This is a genomic window from Chryseobacterium electrogenes (assembly GCF_053553015.1).
Genome location: NZ_JBNPPB010000002.1, coordinates 3,007,767 through 3,026,927, shown reverse-complemented (window position 1 = coordinate 3,026,927; position 19,161 = coordinate 3,007,767). Strand labels below are relative to the sequence as shown.

General features: G+C 34.0%; 11 protein-coding genes. 4 read left to right on the top strand and 7 right to left on the bottom strand.

Features of this window, described 5'->3' with window-relative positions:
- Positions 1-305: 305 nt before the first annotated feature.
- Positions 306-3,161: a reprolysin-like metallopeptidase gene (locus tag ACQQ6V_RS13905; protein ID WP_448846101.1), complete on the top strand. Its 2,856-nt coding sequence runs from the start codon at positions 306-308 to the stop codon at positions 3,159-3,161.
- Between the two features lie 81 nt (positions 3,162-3,242).
- Here ACQQ6V_RS13905 and coaE read toward each other — a convergent pair whose 3' ends face one another.
- The 7 genes from coaE to ruvB form a co-directional block, all read right to left on the bottom strand.
- Positions 3,243-3,872 (bottom strand): dephospho-CoA kinase, encoded by a 630-nt coding sequence (gene coaE, locus ACQQ6V_RS13900; protein ID WP_448846100.1) that lies wholly within the window; start codon positions 3,870-3,872, stop codon positions 3,243-3,245.
- 2 nt (positions 3,873-3,874) lie between these two features.
- Entirely contained in the window at positions 3,875-4,741 is an 867-nt protein-coding gene (locus tag ACQQ6V_RS13895; protein ID WP_448846099.1) for an MBL fold metallo-hydrolase, read from the bottom strand.
- Positions 4,742-4,745: 4 nt separating this feature from the next.
- The gene (locus tag ACQQ6V_RS13890) at positions 4,746-5,360 is read right to left on the bottom strand and encodes an FMN-binding negative transcriptional regulator (RefSeq protein WP_448846098.1); all 615 of its coding nucleotides are present in this window, start codon (positions 5,358-5,360) and stop codon (positions 4,746-4,748) included.
- A gap of 493 nt (positions 5,361-5,853) precedes the next feature.
- Positions 5,854-8,199, bottom strand: coding sequence for a phosphocholine-specific phospholipase C (locus ACQQ6V_RS13885; RefSeq protein WP_448846097.1), 2,346 nt, complete (start codon positions 8,197-8,199; stop codon positions 5,854-5,856).
- A gap of 24 nt (positions 8,200-8,223) precedes the next feature.
- Positions 8,224-9,699, bottom strand: a complete 1,476-nt coding sequence (locus ACQQ6V_RS13880) for a SusD/RagB family nutrient-binding outer membrane lipoprotein (RefSeq protein ID WP_448846096.1) — start codon at positions 9,697-9,699, stop codon at positions 8,224-8,226.
- A 21-nt stretch (positions 9,700-9,720) separates the two neighbouring features.
- The gene (locus ACQQ6V_RS13875) at positions 9,721-12,867 is read right to left on the bottom strand and encodes a SusC/RagA family TonB-linked outer membrane protein (RefSeq protein WP_448846095.1); all 3,147 of its coding nucleotides are present in this window, start codon (positions 12,865-12,867) and stop codon (positions 9,721-9,723) included.
- Positions 12,868-13,094: 227 nt separating this feature from the next.
- Entirely contained in the window at positions 13,095-14,117 is a 1,023-nt protein-coding gene (gene ruvB / locus ACQQ6V_RS13870; RefSeq protein ID WP_448846094.1) for a Holliday junction branch migration DNA helicase RuvB, read from the bottom strand.
- Positions 14,118-14,289: 172 nt separating this feature from the next.
- On the opposite strand from ruvB, the gene ACQQ6V_RS13865 reads away from it, so the two are divergent.
- The 3 genes from ACQQ6V_RS13865 (at position 14,290) to ACQQ6V_RS13855 (ending at position 19,004) form a co-directional block, all read left to right on the top strand.
- Entirely contained in the window at positions 14,290-15,576 is a 1,287-nt protein-coding gene (locus ACQQ6V_RS13865) for an adenylosuccinate synthase (protein ID WP_448846093.1), read from the top strand.
- 115 nt (positions 15,577-15,691) lie between these two features.
- Positions 15,692-17,326, top strand: a complete 1,635-nt coding sequence (locus ACQQ6V_RS13860) for an LIC_10190 family membrane protein (RefSeq protein WP_448846092.1) — start codon at positions 15,692-15,694, stop codon at positions 17,324-17,326.
- A gap of 22 nt (positions 17,327-17,348) precedes the next feature.
- Positions 17,349-19,004, top strand: coding sequence for a GLPGLI family protein (locus ACQQ6V_RS13855; RefSeq protein ID WP_448846091.1), 1,656 nt, complete (start codon positions 17,349-17,351; stop codon positions 19,002-19,004).
- Positions 19,005-19,161: the final 157 nt, after the last annotated feature.

The following is a 19,161-nucleotide window of genomic DNA, read 5'->3' as shown; positions in this document are numbered from 1 at the left end:
ATCACATATAATTGCTTTTTTTTATGCGACATTAATAATCCAATCTAGCATTCTTATATTAATTGGAAAAGAAGGGCTTTAGTTACTCATTTACAGAATGATAGATAAAGAAATAATTATCATATTCAAAGTAAATAAAATAAATAACACTACATAAATACTTTTATATTGCGATATTATTACAAATAATTCATATATTGTGCTAAATTTCAATATATAAATTATTTTTATGAAAAAAAATCTTTACTACTCTACTTTGTTGTGGAGCCTTAGTCAATGCATACTCCCAATGGAGCCCAACGAGTATGCAAGGAGAAAAGCTTCGTCCTGAAGTAAACGCAAAAAAATATTATTCATTAGATCTTAAGCAGCTTAGAGCGCAGCTTGCTAATGCTCAAGAAACAGGAAAAAACGCTAAAGCAGTAATTGTAAGCTTACCAACATTAGATGGTAAAGTAGAAAACTTTGCAGTCTACAGCTTACCTGTCATGGTAAAATCTCTAGCAGATCGTTATGAGCTAGGATCTTATACAGGAGTTGGTGTGGATGATCCGACAAAGTATGTTAGATTTTCTATTGCTCCTAATGATTTCCAATCAATGATTTTCAAAGATGGAAAATATGAATTTATTGAGCCTCAAAATAAAGAAAAAACGGTATATGCCGTATTCCCAAAAACTGATAAAACAACAGTAGGAAAAGCTTTTGAGTGTAAAACAGAAGAACCGTTTATCAATAAACAGCAATTAACAAGATTAACAGAAGGTGCTAACTTCACTAATGGTGTTAATAATTTTAATAAAAGCAGTGACAAAAAATACAGAACGTATCGTCTTGCAATCTCTGTAACTGGAGAATACACTCAGTATTTCGGCGGAGTCCCAGAAGCTTTAGTAGCAATTAACGCAACAATAACTCGTGTAAACGGTGTTTTTGAAAAAGATTTTGCTATACATCTAGATCTTCAAGATTTCCCTCAATTAATCTATACAGACCCTAACACAGACCCTTATTCTCCTGCTTCTTCAGGAGCTCAAGGGGCATGGAATAAAGAAATCCAGACTACTCTAACTAATGTTATTGGAAATGGAGCTTATGATATCGGGCACTTATTCGGTAGATCCGGTGGTGGTGGTAGTGCTGGTGACGTAGGGAATGTCTGTACAGATGCTAAAGGTCTTAATGATAGTACCTCCAAAGGTTCTGCATTTACCTCACCTGGATCAGGTGCTCCAGCAGGTGATAGTTTTGATATTGATTTTGTTGCCCACGAGATGGGGCATCAATTTGGAGCTTGGCATACCTTTGCTCATGGTATACATACAGGAAGCATAGCACACATGGAACCTGGATCTGGATCTACTATCATGGGATATGCTGGTATTACAGACTATAACGTACAAGCCAATTCTGATCCTTATTTCCATGCTGTGAGCATCCAACAAGTCCAGAACTATGCTAATTCTAAATCTTGTGATGTTTCTACTGCAACTGGCAACAATCCTCCCGTTATCGCTCCTCTTACCAATAGAGCTATACCTAAAGGTACTGCATTTGCACTAACAGCTTCGGCTACAAGCGCAGCAAACAATGCATTAACTTATACATGGGAACAATATGATAGTGCAAATTCGGCAGTTACAACAGTTACAGGGAATAATACTCAAGGCCCTAAATTTAGGTCTATTACAGGATCATCTAATCCAACGAGATTCTTCCCTAACCTTCCTCTAGTATTATCTGGTTCATTGAGTAGTGCTACACAATGGGAAGCAGTTTCTAATGTCGCAAGAGATCTCAACTTTAGAGTCACTGTAAGAGATAATCATCCTGATGTTAAACAACAACAAACTCAATATGGAGCAGTAAAAATAACTGTTGGCAATGATGGCCCTTTTAAAGTAACCTCCAATAAAGTGTATAACAATAGTCCATCTCCTATCACATGGGATGTAGCTAACACAACAGCAGCCCCTTATAATGTATCTAATGTTAAAATTGATTACACAAAGGACAATGGCGCAACTTGGATCGTACTTAGTGAAAGCACACCTAATGATGGTAATGAAACATTTGATCTATCAACAATACCTACAGGTACAGAATTAAAATTGAGAGTGTCTGCCGTAGACAACATATTTTATGCCATAGGAAATACTACTGTATCTACAATGCTTTCTTGTGATGGTACAGCTCCTGTAGGTGCAGCAGTTGGTACTATTTCACAGACCGCTGCTAGCCTATCATGGGATCCAATTACTAACGCTACTTATAAATTGAGATATAAGAAAACTGCAGACCAGACATGGACTAATATCGATCAAACTGCTAATACTTATAATTTCACTAACTTAACATTAGACACAGCATATGAAGCTCAAATAGCAGCAGTGTGCAGCGGTACGGTTGGAACTTATACGAATTCTATTCAGTTTAAAACTAAGGGAATTGAGTATTGTACTTCTTCTTCTACCGACTCCTCATTCGAATATATTTCTCAAGTAAAAGTAACACCTTCTAACGGAGCGCCTGTGATGACTAGTAATAGTGCTGGTTCAAACTACACTAATTACACTAATGACAACGCAAGACTTATTAGATTAACTAAAGGAACTTCTGGAAATACAATAAGTGTTACTAAAAGTTGGCCAGGTAATAAATACAATGAATCTATCACTGCATGGATTGATTTTAACAGAGATGGTATCTTCTCTTCTAATGAAAAAATAATGGCAACAGCCCTTAATCAAACTAATCCTGAAACAGTAACCTTTAGCGTACCTGCTGATGCAGCTATTGATCAAATGACCAGAATGCGCGTTGCCTTGAAGTACTCCGCGAGTACAGACACTCCTTGTGCTACATTTACTTATGGTGAAGTAGAAGATTACGCTGTAATCATCAGTGCTAATTTGGCAACTAATGAAGCTAATACATCTAAGCAATTACAGGTCTATCCTAATCCTGCAACAGATGTTATAAACATCTCTAATGTAGCTGCAAAATCAAACTATAGCATCCATAGCGTATCTGGCCAACTTGTTGGATCTGGTATCGTAAATGATGGTAAAGTACAGGTTTCTAAATTAGTAAAAGGTGTTTACATCATTACTGTAGAATCTAACAATGATAAGTCTCAAACTAAGTTCATCAAGAACTAATCATCAGACTAATTAATAGAAGAAACCCTCGAATAATTTCGAGGGTTTTTATTTTATATTGAATCAAATTAAAAGCTAAAACTATTTTAATTCTAATAAAAAAGCATCAGCTTCTAACATTAATTTCTCTAAGTTAGAGTTATTGTAAATCACAAAATCTGCTTTCTTAATTTTTTCTTTTTCTGGCATCTGCTTGTGGATCACACTTTCTACTTGTCGATAAGTTTTGCCATCACGATCCATCACTCTTTTTATCCTAAGATTATCTTCGGCGGTTACCAAAAGAGATTTATAACAAGTTTTATAAAGTCCTAGCTCAAACAATAAAGCTGTTTCTTTAAAAACAAATTCTGACTCTTGTTGTCTAATCCAATTTTCGAAATCAATTTTTACAGCTGGATGAATCAATTGATTAAGTTGACTTAGCAGTTCTTGATTACTAAAGACTTTATCTGCAACATATTTCCTATCATAGAGACCATCAACATCGTAAGCCTCTTCGCCTAACAATTTTTTAATATTTGATATTAAAGCATTGTCTTCATTAACAATAACTTTTGCTCTATCATCAGAATAATAAACCGGAAAGCCTTTGGATTCTAAATATTTCGCAACGCTTGTTTTGCCCGATCCAATGCCGCCAGTTAACCCAATAATCTTGGGTGAGGGAATATCTTCTTCTGGATTATGATCTGTATTTTTTATTTCCATAATTAGTATCCAAAAACATCATTAAAACTAAAAGTTTGATCTAATCGCACTCCTTTTTCTGTCATCTTAAGACTTGCCAACTCGTTATGAGCATCATGTTCAAAAAACAAAAGATAATCATTATCTACACATTGTTTCAAGAATTTTCCTTTCTCTTCCATCGTTAACATTGGCCTAGTATCATAACCCATCACATAAACTTGCGGAATATGACCTGCCGTAGGAACAAGATCTGCCGCAAAAACAATGGTTTTTTCCTGATATTTGATTACGGGCAACATTTGCTTCTCCGTATGTCCATCGACAAAAACGACATCCATCTTAAGCTCAGGCGCAAAGCCGTAATTACCCGTCGTTGGTAAAGTCAAGAAATTAAGCTGTCCACTTTCTTGTATTGGCAAAATATTTTCTTTCAGAAAGCTGGCTTTTTCTCTTGGATTAGGCTCTGTTGCCCATTGCCAATGATTCTCGTTAGTCCAGAAATGTGCATTTTTAAAAGCTGGTCTGTAGCCTGACTTATCATCATTCCACTCTATTGCACCTCCACAGTGATCAAAATGAAGATGTGTTAAAAAAACATCGGTAATATCATCTTTGATAAAACCATATTTAGCAAGATTTTTCTCTAAAGAATCATCACCCCAAAGCGAATAATGACCGAAAAACTTATCATCTTGTTTGTTTCCTAATCCGCAATCTACAAGTATTAATTTTTTACCATCTTCTATCAACAGAGATCTTGTGCCTAATTCTATAAGATTTTTTTCGTCTGCTGGGTTGGTTTTGTTCCAGATAGTCTTAGGGACAACGCCAAACATTGCGCCGCCATCTAGCTTAAATTTTCCGCATTGTATAGGATATAACTTCATATAATTACTTTTTTCTATTTAATATCATCTGATCTGCAATAAGATTTGAATTGCGATCATCTGATTGATTGAGTGTCTTAATAATATTATCGTAATCTGTGTCATTACGATTTTGACTGAGTTTGTTCGCGATATTAATCTCGGTTGGGATAATAAACATCCCGAAAGCACCTTTCATTTCTTTTTTAACGAAATCCGCACCCATATTTTTTACCTGCATAGGACATTGTTGTGAGCTTTCGTATTTATCCGTTAATTGTTCGAGATGATGATAAAGCTCATTGTCGTTCATCAATTGTACAGTTCCTCTAATCTGTACCGCTTGATAATTCCAAGTAGAAACGTTGATTTTCTCGTACCACGACGACGAAATATAAGTATGTGCACCAAGAAAATCGCACAATACCTCATCGCCGTTTTTCAATAATTTAGCTTGAGGATTCACTTTAGAAATATGACTTTCTAGTTTAAAATCACTTCCCGATTCGTTAATTAAAAACATCGCATGAGTTGCAGAAAGCTTTTCTTTACTCGAAATTAATAATCCAAAAGCATTTTCATTGATAATTTTTTTCAACAATAAGACATCTTCACTTCTATAATTTTTCGGGATAAACATTTTAATATGAGATAAATTGATCGTTTATATGGATTAAAATCATAGCATTAGTCCAAAATTGATATTATTAACTACAAAATCGATTTTCAATATCAATCGTGTGCGTTGGATTGGATTGGATCGATTTTCATACTAGATTTGTTTTTTACTAATATAGAGAAAAAATAAATCCTATGAAAACTATAGACATAACAGTTAATAACTTTTATAAAATCGAATAGAAAAATCGCACTTAATTCAAACTAAAAAAACTGATTATTTATGAATAGTAACGGCATTTTATCTTGCTGAAAACATCTCTTCAACATTCATTTAGATTCTTACGAAATGACAAAAAAAGTTAAGAACCTTGCTTATTATAGATAATTGCAAATAGAATTATTTTTAATTTTTTATGATTAAAAGTAGATATTCTATCAAACGAAAATGTGCCATTACTTTCTACAATAAGTAATGACACATTAATTAAAAAAGGCTGATTTTATGATTATAATTACATCCAATGCGGATCTGACGTAGAAACTTCTCCGGTCTCTACTCTACCAGAAAATTGCCATAAATTATTATCAATTTTAACTTTAAAATCATACCATCCTTTGGTATCTTTCACATTAATTATAAGCTGTTTTTCTTTATTATTAATGTCAAAATTTTTGACTTCATTAGTATATAAATCTTCAAAAGAGATATTTTGTTTTTTATCTGAAAGATTTTTGAAAATCAAATTAAGTTCTTTTTTATGACCGCCATCAGTTAAAACAACTTCTACTTTGGGCTTAGCTTCTCCTTTTAATTTTCTAAAAAAACCATTAGGTCCATGGACCTCGAAATTATAATTATCAGAATTTATAGGATGAGAAAGCTCCTGATTAGCGAACAGAGCGTAAGAAAAATAATAATCTTCTGCGTCTAATTTATTTTTATCATAAATAATTAACGGGACACCATTGCTGGCGTTATTCTTCATCACAATTTTGTCATTAAAGAAATTAACATGATAACGATAAGGCAGTGCATTAGAAGCTTTCACTCCTTTTTCCTGAATATTCAGTAGATTATCATTTAGTTCATTTTCTTTATACCATTTGAGGCTAGGGACAGGCTTATGTTTAGCAGCATTTATCTGTTCTGCATAATTCTTCTGATCCAGATAATCCATTTTTGGAATACTCGCATTAGCCGAATTAAATGCCGTAGTCAGGTCACCACAGACCGCTCTCCTCCAATTGCTAATATTATCTACCATGACATCTTTCTTATATTTTTTCTGGATAAATTTTTCTAAAAATTGTAAAACAGATGTATGATCTGACACTTCAGAATTAACAAAACCTCCCCGCGTCCAAGGTGATGCAATAATCATCGGCACTCGAAATCCTAATCCTACATTACCTTCTATTTTCTCATTATCGCGAAGACCTTCTGAGGACATATAATCTTGTTTTCTACTGACATATTCTACACCATCTTTACCATTAAGATCCACAGGTTGACTCGGATTAGACGGTGGTGAGAATGGTACAACATGATCAAAATAGCCATCATTCTCATCATAATTGATAATAAGGATCGTTTTTTTCCAGGTTTCTGGATCTTTTGTAAGGATATTAAGAACTTCCGATATATACCATGCTCCATACCAAGGAGAACTTGGATGATCAGAAAAACGTTCTGGCGCAATCAACCAAGAGACAACAGGAAGTTTTTTGTCATCTACATCTTTCCGAAATTGATGCAAAACATCTCCCTTAGGAACGACAAGTCTTTCTCCGGTTTCGTCGGTGCCTACTTCTACTTTCCAATAATCGGGATCATCAGAGTTAATGGTAAATGCTTTCTCATGCAGATTTTTTTCTGTCTCCGAAAGTCGAGCAAAATTGTCAGGATGATAGGTTACGAGATCATCTTTAAGATCTTGTATTCTACTTTCAAAATAAGGTTTTTTAGTAGGATTTTTCTTTATTTCTCCCTCAAAATATTTAATGACATTAGGGATATTTTCATGGTAACCTTTAGAAAATTTGACTTTAAAATTAGAAAACCATTCTATTGGATTATCGGTAAAATTGCTCAGCCAAGACTCTTCTTCGCCAGACAAACCTTTGGGCAAGCTTATTTCGTTTTGATAAATTCTCCAAGGGATATCTTGTTCTTCTAGAATCTCAGGAAAACTTCTCCATGTTGCCTGTCTATTTTTATCATAATCAATATTATCATTATAAACATTGGCTTTTACGCTACCATTTTGCTGTTCTCTAATTGTCCCTGACCACAGAAACAATCTATTAGGCGTAGTCCCCGTAAGTGACGAACAAAAATATTGATCAAAAACAGTAAAAGCATCCGCCAACTGATAATAAAAAGGAAGATCTTCACGATTGTGATAGCCAAGCGTTAACGGAATATTTTTATAATCTTTGTTACCAGAAGCTTTGGCTTGTAACCATTGATCGTACTTCATATTATTAAGTGCATGCTGCTGATCTGACCAAGAATGTGGAAGAGAACTCATCCAAGTGGATTTGGTATTTTTAAGATCCAGACGTGCCGGCGCAGCATATCTACCTTCATTATCCTTTTGAAAAAAAACAGAATGTCCATCTTCTTTTACAAATGCTCTTTTATCTGCAAAACCTCGTACGCCCTTCATTGCACCAAATGTATGATCGAAAGATCTATTTTCTTGCATGAGAATAACCACGTGTTCTGCATCAAAAAACGTAGAACTTAGCGCTGGCTCTATGGATATTGCTTTCAGAATTGCCGGATGTAACATACTAGACGTTCCTAAACCAGCCATTAAAAGAGCAGATTTTCCTAAAAATTCTTTTCTATTCATGTCGAAATTATATAATGTTATTAACTATTGCAACCACCAAGGTTTCATATTAATATTATCTTGTCCGTTGTACTGCGCAGCTATTGCAGATTGAAGATTACTATTGTTATAATTATACTCTGTCTGTGGATATCTAAATCTAAAAGGAGCAGAAACCCCTGATTGTAAAGGTATATTAGGATAACCAGTTCTTAAGTAATCCTGATAAGACGTCCATTGTCCTTGATGAAACATCGTCATATATTTCTGAGTCATAATCTTCTCTAATTGTACAGGAAGCGGCGCCGCATCATTATAAACCACCAAAGGTTTTGTCAAATAATTATTAACATCAAAACCAGAAAAATAAAGATTAGAATTCTTCACATAAGTCTGATAAAATTGAAAACTTGCCTTGATCCCATTATCATAATGTGTCTTTGCAGATCCAGAAATCCAACCTCTTGCTGTAGCTTCTGCCAAAATAAATTCTAACTCAGGATAGCTCAAAATTGATGATGGCTCATTGGTAGGATTTTTATAAAAACGCTCATTGACTTTAGAAATATTCTTAGCAGTTATCAAGGTTGCATTGTCAGAATAAGGAGAAGTTGGGTTACCTCCATTATAACCAGCATAATTGGTAATTGCTAATCCCGCTTCTTTTGCTGCAGTAGTTGGCTCTGCAAAGGTGAAAAGCCTTGGATCTTGTCTATCCTTAAAGAAATTAATAAAATAATTAGCCATATATAAGCTAGATCCATAACTACTACTATTAAACATAGAGTAACGACTATCCGCAACATCAGCAAATTTCAATTCGCCGTTATCATTAATTGATGTCATTATAGGTTGGCTTACAGCAATCGCAGAAAACTCATTAGCGATATTAAAACTACCAACCGTAGATTTTTTAGACAATGAAATCAAAATCTTAAGACGGAAAGAGTTAATCAACTTTTTCCATTTGGTAGCATCTCCGTTATATATAATATCTCCACCAATTGTATCAGAAGTATTGATTAGATCATTAGCTTCTTTAAGCTCTGTTAATATCCCTGACATTACTGCTTCTTGGTTATCATACTTAGGTTGAGTGATATTGGACTCACCCTTTACTGCTTGAGAATAAGGAATACTCCCAAATTTGAGGCTCAAGTTATAGAAATGATAAGCTCTGTAAAATTTACCAATTGCCTGATAATTTTTATTATTAATCTTCTCTGCTTCAGTCATCATTTTTGTAACATTAAGAAGAGATTTTGAATAAACATCGAAAGAGGCATCGTTCCATTTCATATACTGATAAGGATTTTCTCCATCTGTAGCAATCATCATTCTAGAAGCATACATATTGTCACCTTTAACCTCGAATGTCATTTTTGAAACATAAGTTAATAAAAATTTAGGATCTATGCTCGCCTGATCATTTGGGTTTTCATTAATTGTATCAAGGCTCGTTTCACAAGATGTTAAGCTAAGAATTAAGATTCCAAATAATGATTTTATTATATTTTTCATTTTTAAATGATTGTTATTTAATTAAAATTTAAGATTAAATCCTACACCAAACCATCTGCTAGAAGGATCCTGAATATCATTGCCATTACCACTACCGATCTGAAAATCAGGGTCAGAGTACAGATTTTTAGATTTCTTCCACATTGCAAGATTATAACCTGAGATGTTGGCTGTAAATTTCTTTACAAAACCATTAGGATTAAGAAGTGATGAGAAATCATACTCTAGAACCAACGACCTCAACTTAACAAAAGTTCTGTCGAAAACATTGGCAAACAACTCGTTTTCTTGCTCTGTAACTCTTGCACGATAAGGATAATTCTGCGCCCAACTTTGGAAATCAATAGCCTTAGTATGAGGCGTGTAAGTATTGGTAACTGTATTGTAATTAACACCATCTGGCACAAAAAAATATGATCCAGGATTAGCATATTCTATATCTCGATACGTTGTAGAATTGGGATGCTTACCGCCCCACCACATTTTCTCTACCACCTGAGAGCGCATTACACCACCAATACTCCCATCAATACCGATGCTTAAACTTAATTTTTTATACTTAAATGTATTATTAAACCCAAAAGTCCAATCTGGGTTAAAATGACCTAGGTTAGTTGGCGCGTTAGCCCTTGTAGGCATACCTGTTTCTGCATCCAGAATAATTTTTCCGTCTGGTGATTTTTGCCAAGTTAGATCATAATAACTATCCATTCTTTCTCCCAACTTAATATTGCTATAATTTGGCATTCCATCATAGATTTCTGTTAATGTTTTTTCGTAAGTACTCCAGTTAATCAAGGATTTCCAAGTAAAATTCGCTGTTTTTACAGGAACTAAACCTAATGAAATTTCAAAACCTTTGGTTGTATATTCGTTACCATTAACATTTTCTGAAGTAAATCCTGATGACTCCGCACTTGGGAACTGAAGAATATTATTATACTCTAAAGTCCTAAAATAGGTAGCATCCAAGGTAATTCTGTTGTTAAACATACCCATACTCAATCCTAGCTCGTAAGATTTTGTCTGTTCTGGTTTCAAAGAATTTTCGTTATTAAGAGTTTTAGGATAATAGAAAGTTGGGTTGCCATTGTAGGCAATTCCATCATTGTTTAAGTAATAATTTCTAATCGCATAAGGCTGAAAATCATAAGCAACTTTTGCCCAAGAAGCAGAAACCTTCAACAAGTTAATAGCCTCTGGCATTTTAATTAAATTAGATAAAACCGTGCTTAATGACGCCGAAGGATAGAAGTAAGATCTATTTTGTTTTGGTAAAGTCGATGACCAGTCATTTCTCCCAGAAACATTGATAAAAAAGGCGTTATATAATCCAATATCAATAGTTCCGTAGGTACTGTATATTAATTTTTCTCTAAGATATTCGTAATATTTTACTGCGCCAACAGAGTTATCTAGAGAATACTGCTCGGGCTCTTTCAATCCATCTGTAGAGGCGTTATCAATATGGTTTTTATAATAAAAAGTAGAAGCTCCTGCATTGATACTAAAATCGAAATTATCAGAAATCTTCTTCTTATAAGTCGCAAGAATATCTGAGTTGAGATTCCAAGTTTTGGTATCATTCAAGATATAACCTCCACTTCTAGGCGCATCATAATTGTAATAAGAATATGGGCTAGAGATCTCACGCTTGTTATGATTTTCTACAATTGACATTCTACCTTTAATAGATAGGTCTTCTGTCGCCTTATATTCTAACCCGGCTTGTGCATTAATTATATTAGTACGATTTTGATTTTTATATTTCTCTGCTCCAAACCAAGGATTGTTGTACCAAGCATAATTCCAGTTGGCTTGTGATCTCCCTTCTTGTCCAGGCACCCAAAGATGACTCCTAAGATCTTTACCATTAACATCGCCTCCCATCCAGATCAAAATCGTGTACATATGACCACTTGGATTATAATCATAGTTAGGAACATTAGGCGTAAAAGTCTGATTGAAATTAAACTTAGTATCAAAAATAAGCTTATTGCCTAAATGATTCTCTGAAGAGAAATTAACTCCATAACGGTTAAGATAAGCATTTGGGATTCTGTCATCATAGTTCATAAAATTACCAGAAAGCCTGTAAGAATCTTTATTGTGCTTATAACTTACCGCAAAGTTATTATTGTTGATAATGGCAGGCTTCAAGAATGTTTTAAGATTATCATGATATTCCCAATTAATTGGTACTCTTTCATATCTAGATTTATCATTATAAGCAGTTCCTGCAACTGCACCATACCACTGTATAACTTGTCCGGTTTGCTTATCTCTGATTGGGCTATTCCATTGGGCTATTTGCAAACCTGGTACAAATTTTGGTCCCCAGATCATATCTCCATCGTTAACACCACCGTCTGCACCGTCCCAAAATTCATATTTACCCTGAGAGCCATTTCCGTATTCTGTCTGGGTTTTCGGGAGGTTAGTAAAGCCAGCACTAATCATTGTATTTTGAGAAAACTCAACAGAAAAGCCATTCTTTTTAACCCCTTTAGTCGAAACCAAAATAGCTCCATATCGACCTCTAGAACCATAAAGTGCAGATGCCGTAGCACCTTTCAGAACGTTGATATTATCAATATTGTTAGGATCTAAATTCTGAAAAATGTCTGCATCTACAATCACTCCATCCACAACATACACCAAGTTACTATTTCCTCTTAGAGAGAAAACTGGTTTTTGCTGCATCCCAGTTGGGTTAGAAATGTTAAGACCAGCAACTTGCCCTGAGAAAAGGTTACCAAGACTTGGCGTTGTGATAGATTCGAATTGTTTTGTGTTAACTTCTTGTGTAGAGTAACCTAGTTTTTCTTTCTTTTTTGCAATACCTAAAGCAGTAATTACAACACCTTCTATCTGCTTTTCACTGGCTTTTTTTAAGATAATAGAATAGTTTTTTTCGGAGGAAACTTCTAAAGTATATAAAGAAAAATCTGCGGCACTAAATTCTAAAATATCTTTAGAATTGGCAGACATTTCAAATTGACCATTTTCATCCGAAATTACCGTTTTACCTGTGTTTTTATCAATAATACTAACACCAGAAACTAATTGTCCTTCTTCTGATTTTATGGTTCCAGAAATATTAATTTCTTGGGCATAAAAATAGAAAGGAAGCAACAGTGCACTAAAAGTAGCTAAAGTTCTCTTCATTTTTTTTAAGAGCAAATCTAGCCGAGTTTTTTCTTATATACTTTAATATTCAGTTAAGAAATAAACAATATTTCGAAAAGTAGTTAAAATTTTAAACATTATTAAAAACAAGATAAACCCACTAAAAACCAGCACTTTAACCAAACAATAACAAATTATGCAAATTTGAAGATTTGATAAAAATTTGACAAAAAATTAACGTTTTAATAAAACAAAATCAAGCTCTTTTAAAATAATTCGTCTGATCTTTTAGGAACCGAAAGATTAAGATGCTTGTAAGCTTTTTCTGTAACTTCTCGTCCTCGTGGTGTTCTAATAATAAAGCCTTCCTGAATTAAATAAGGCTCATAAACCTCCTCCAAAGTTTCTGGATTCTCGCCAATAGAAGTAGCCAAAGCATTAATACCAACAGGTTTTGCACGGAAATTCTGGATCATTGTTAAGAGAATTTTATTGTCCATCTCATCCAGACCAAACTCATCGACATTAAGAGAATCTAATGCAAATTTGGTAATGTTAATTTCTATTTCTCCATTGCCTTTTATCTCTGCAAAATCCCGAACCCTTCGCAACAAAGCATTTGCGATCCTTGGTGTACCACGGCTTCTTCTTGCAATTTCTATCGCGGCATCTTCGTAGATTTTAACCCCAAAAACGCGGGCGCTTCTAATGATAATGGTCGATAACAATTCTATATTATAATACTCTAATCTCGCTTGTATCCCGAATCTCGCTAACAATGGTTTTGTTAACATTCCGGATCTTGTTGTGGCGCCAACTAATGTAAAGTTATTAAGACCAATCTGCACACTTCTGGCATTAGGGCCAGTTTCTAGCATGATGTCAATTTTAAAATCTTCCATCGCAGAGTAAAGGTATTCTTCTACAATGGGCGATAATCTATGGATCTCATCGATAAAAAGCACATCATTTTCTTCTAAATTAGTCAGTAATCCAGCTAAGCTTCCTGGCTTGTCCAACACGGGACCTGACGTCACTTTACAAGAAACTCCCAACTCGTTGGCGATAATGTGAGATAAGGTGGTCTTCCCAAGACCTGGCGGGCCATGCAACAGAACGTGATCCAGCGATCCGCCTCTATTTTTGGCTGCTGCCACAAAAACTTCTAGATTATCTAAAGTCTTCTGTTGTCCTGCAAAATCTCCGAAAGATTGCGGACGTATCTGCTCTTCCTGCATTAATTCTTCGGGCGAAAAATTATCTTTATCGGGATGAAGAAATTCCGGCATCGTTTATTGTTATTTTTGTTGAATATCAAAGGTAATATTTTTTAACCTTAAAAAAAATCCAATCATAAAATATCCAAAAACCTTAAAATGAAATTCAATTTATAGGATGCTAAATTTTGTCACTCGATGAAATAAAATTAAATTTGTAAGAATCTAATAAAAAAGTAAAAATATGTCAACTTATGTAGTTGTAGGTCTTCAATATGGAGACGAAGGAAAAGGAAAGATCACAGATGTTCTGTCTGCAAAATCCGATTATGTTGTGCGTTTCCAAGGTGGAGATAACGCTGGACACACGGTGTATGTAGGCGATGAGAAATTTGTGCTACACCTTTTGCCTTCTGGTGTTTTGCAATGCAAAGGCAAGTGTATTATTGCCAATGGTGTTGTGGTAAACCCAAAAGCTTTTATTAAAGAAGTAGAAACTATCGAGGCGAAAGGTCTTAGAACCGATCACATCTTTATCAGTCGTCGTGCACACGTCATTATGCCTTACCACATTCTGATGGACACGTACCGCGAAGAAGAGCAAGGTGGTACTCAGATCGGAACTACCAAAAAAGGAATTGGCCCTTGTTATGAGGACAAAATTGCTCGTGTAGGAATCCGAATGGTTGATCTATTAAACCCGGATGTTCTTCGTGAAAAGATCGAAAAAAATCTAAGAATAAAAAATTCGATTTTTGAAAAATATTATGAAAAGCCAACTTTGGATGTTGAAGAAATTTATCAAGAATTTTTAGCATTAGGAGAACGTCTTAAAGATAGAATTGTTGATACAGAATTAGAACTTAACGAAGCAATTAGAGATAATAAGAATATCTTGTTCGAAGGTGCTCAAGCATTAATGTTAGATATCGACTTCGGGACTTATCCTTACGTAACATCATCATCACCAACCACAGGTGGTGTATGTACTGGGGCAGGTGTACCGCCAACAGCATTACAAAATCTTATTGGTGTTGCAAAGGCTTACACAACAAGAGTTGGTAACGGTCCTTTCCCAACGGAATTAGATAACGAATTAGGCGAAAAAATCAGACAAATAGGGGGCGAGTTTGGAGCTACAACAGGAAGACCAAGACGTACAGGCTGGTTAGACCTTGTTTCTCTTAAACATGCTTGTATGATTAACGGGATTAATAATCTTGTGATTACTAAATTGGATGTTTTAAGCGGAATTGACACTTTAAAAATCGCTACAAAATATAAAACTGAAGACGGAAAAATCATCGATTACTTTACTTCTTCTACCACAAAACTATATAAGTACGAACCAATCTACGAAGAATTACAAGGTTGGACAGAAGATATCACGCATGCAAGAAGTTATGACGAGCTTCCGAAAAATGCTAAATCTTACATCGAGTTTATAGAAAAACATCTTGGTATTAATGTCTATTTAGTTTCTGTAGGACCAGAAAGAAGCCAAAATATCATTAGAAAAGAATTGTTCTAATCAATCCGATTTCAATTAAAACTCCAATTTTTTGGAGTTTTTTTTGTATCTATATTTTTAGAAAGCTGTAATGCATTTTATATAAAGATTTCTTATTTTTAGGCAATTCTTTTTTATGCTTTATATTCTACTTTCGTTATTATTATTAATCATCGTCAATTCAGGTTTAGGTAATCTGTATGCGAGATTATTTAGATTAGACATAGAGAGTCTTTCTCTTAAGCTTCTTTTATCTATAATGACGACGACGATTATATGGACAATTTTAGCTTTTATTTTTCCATTAAATTATATCCTAGAAATTATATTTTCAATAATTGGAATATCGAGTTTCATCTACTATAAAAACTATCTCTCTTATTGGAAATTCCTTATAAAAAGAGGTCCTTTTTTCTATGTATTGATAGGATTAATAATTTTCTCAGGAAGCTTCTACCCTTTTATCTTAGATCATTTCGGGTATTATGTCCCCACAATTGAATGGCTGAAAAACTTTGGATTGGTAAAAGGCATTTCTAATCTAGACATCATCATTGGGCAAACTTCTTTTTGGCATATTTATCAAAGTGGTTTTTCTCATTTTATTGACATTTATTTTAGGATAAACGTCTTTCTACTTTCTGTTTTTGTCATCTATACCTTCGAGAGCAGAAGATGGGTATTATTGACATTTGTCCCAATCTTGATGCTGTTTACACAATCTCCAAGTCCCGACTTGCCCGTACTTGCATTATCTCTAATTATCTTAAACGAAATTCTTAATCATTCTAAAAAAAGTTCTTTTTTATTTTCGTTATCCGTATTTATATTTTGTATTAAACCAACAATGATTTGGTTACCATTATTTACAGGCATTTACTATTTAGTATTGAAAAAAAGATCTTTAAAATTATTAATTCCGGGTGCTGTAATATTTATAATATTTACAATAAAAAACCTTTATCTTTTTGGTTATCCTATTTTCCCGATAGAGTTATTCGATGTTAATCTAGCTTGGAAACCTCATCCAGGATTACTAAAAATATCGTCAGAATTTGGTTTAACAAAAACATTTGATTCTCAATATAGCATTGACGAAATTAGAAACTTCTCCACTTTTGATTATCTTTATCATTGGCTTACTTTGGACGGAATCAAATCTAAGATCAATCTAGCCTTTATTATTACATTAATTGCTTTCGGTTTTTTTTGTATCATAAAAAAACGAAAAGTATACACATTATTATTCTTATCGATCCTCCTAAAAAGTATTATTGTCATTATTATATCAGCACAATATCGATTTTTTATTGATGTTTTTTTAGTTTTCGGGTTTATTCTTTTATATAAAAGTTGGTATGCTTTCGGGAAAATATCAAGCCTGGGGCTTTCTGTCTGCGTACTGATTTTATTGTCATTACCAACAATTTTACAACAGCAAATCCCAAGTTTTAATTTAGGAAGTATGATGTCGGGATTCAATAAAAAACAGTTTTTAGAGCCTAGTCATTATGAGTTTAAAAAATTTACTTCTCATCAGATAGGAAATTTAAAATTCAACACTGTAAAAAACTATCCTTTTAGCTTTGATACGCCAGTTCCTGCAATCACGTCTAATCTTTTATCTCGATATGAGAAATTAGGTATTTTCCCTCAGCTTATAAAAGACAATGATATAAAGTCTGGTTTTATATGGAAAACGCTCGAGAAAAACGACCGAGAGAAGCTGAAGAACATCATTACAGAATTACAAATTAAAGGTACAGATTAATCTTTTTTCAGAAAAGCAATATATGAAAGCAACACTTTTTTTTACAGCTCTTTTACTAAGTCTTATTTTGCAATCTCAATCCTATGAGATTACCTACAAATCATATTCTAACGGCTCTGAAATCGAAAATCAAAATCCAATCATCATTTATACAGATGCCGAAAAAACCTTTATTCTTAACGAAAAAGTCATCCAACAAAAAGCAGATTTCCCTTTTGAAATAAGCCTAATAGATCACACTAAAAATTGGGTTAATAATTATACTTTTCTTAAAAGCAATGACGTCATTATGTCCGAAGATCGTGATATAATAGATAAACAAAACTTTGAGATAACAACGGAAACTAAGAAAATATTGGGCTATAATTGTACAAAAGCTGTGACCAAAATTAACTCTAACACGATTGAAATATGGTTTACCAACGAATTGAAAATTAAAGGAAGCCCTCAGATTCTTGGACAAAATCTTGGGTTAGTCCTAGAAATAGAACGTAATAAAAACTTTCTTACCAAGGCTATCAGCTTAAAGAAAACTAAAAATAACAAGCTTTCTCTAGATATTTCTAGTGCCAAAAATTATGATGTAAAAACCTACAAAGATCTCGTATGGAAAAGCAGATTTACAACAATTCCTATTTTTGAAGATGAAGTGATTAACTTTTCTGATCAATCAAAATCTGATGACAATATATTAAGATTTGCCAACGGAACTATTATTTTGAAGAAAATAAAACTTCCCAAAATCGAACAAGGAAACCTAGTCTTTGCACAGCTTAAAGAACAATCTAATGGTGATGCCTATGACAGAACTGGCAGTGTTTTTTTAATTCCTGAGTCCAAAAAAATAAGCTTTTTAGATGGTTTAAAAAACGGAATCAAAGGATTACCAACTTACCAAAACGGAAACGGAAAAACTTATCAAGGTGTTACATCGACAGAGAATTACGATACTACAATAGAGCTGATGCGGTTCTTCACACCTTTTGGCGTTCAAAAATTTAATCACATAGAACTAAAAGATAAAACATGGCACACCATTGTCCCATACCGTCAGGATATCACAGAGCTAATTCCTCAATTGGATAATAAAGAAGTCTGGATTGGAGTTTATATTGGCAATTATGACAAAGGCGGGCATAAGATTTCTCTGGAGTTAACCATCCACAACAGTCAACAACAAGTCTGGAGTAATACAGAAGCTTTACCTTTATTCAACACCACTAACATAATGGAGATGGCAGGTCAAGAATATGCCACAATGTTTAATAACGACAAAGGTCTTGAGATAGACTTTATCTTAGAAAAAGATTTTAAGGATGCGCAATTACGCTATATCGCAACAGGCCATGGAGGTTGGGACAATGGTGACGAATTTTTACCGAAAACCAATTCTATATTTCTAGACGGAAAATTAATACACGAAGTAACACCTTGGCGTAACGATTGTGGTAGCTACAGGCTTTTCAATCCGGCTTCTGGTAATTTCCCGGACGGCTTATCATCCTCAGACCTTAGCAGAAGTAATTGGTGTCCTGCTACAGTGACTAATCCTTATTATATTAATCTTGGCAATCTAAAAGCAGGAAAACATAGCATTATGATTAAAATTCCTCAGGGAGCTAACGAAGGAAATAGTTTCAGCTCTTGGAATGTCTCAGGTATCTTACTAGGAAAATAAAAAACCCCTGCCGAAGCAAGGGTAAAAACACAAATGATGAAAAAAAATTATTGAGATGCAAATGTCAGTCTTAAAACAAAAACTAACATTGATCTATGTTAAGAAAATCACGTCCTAAGAATTGATTTTCAAAAGCAATGCGAATTTACAAAAAAAA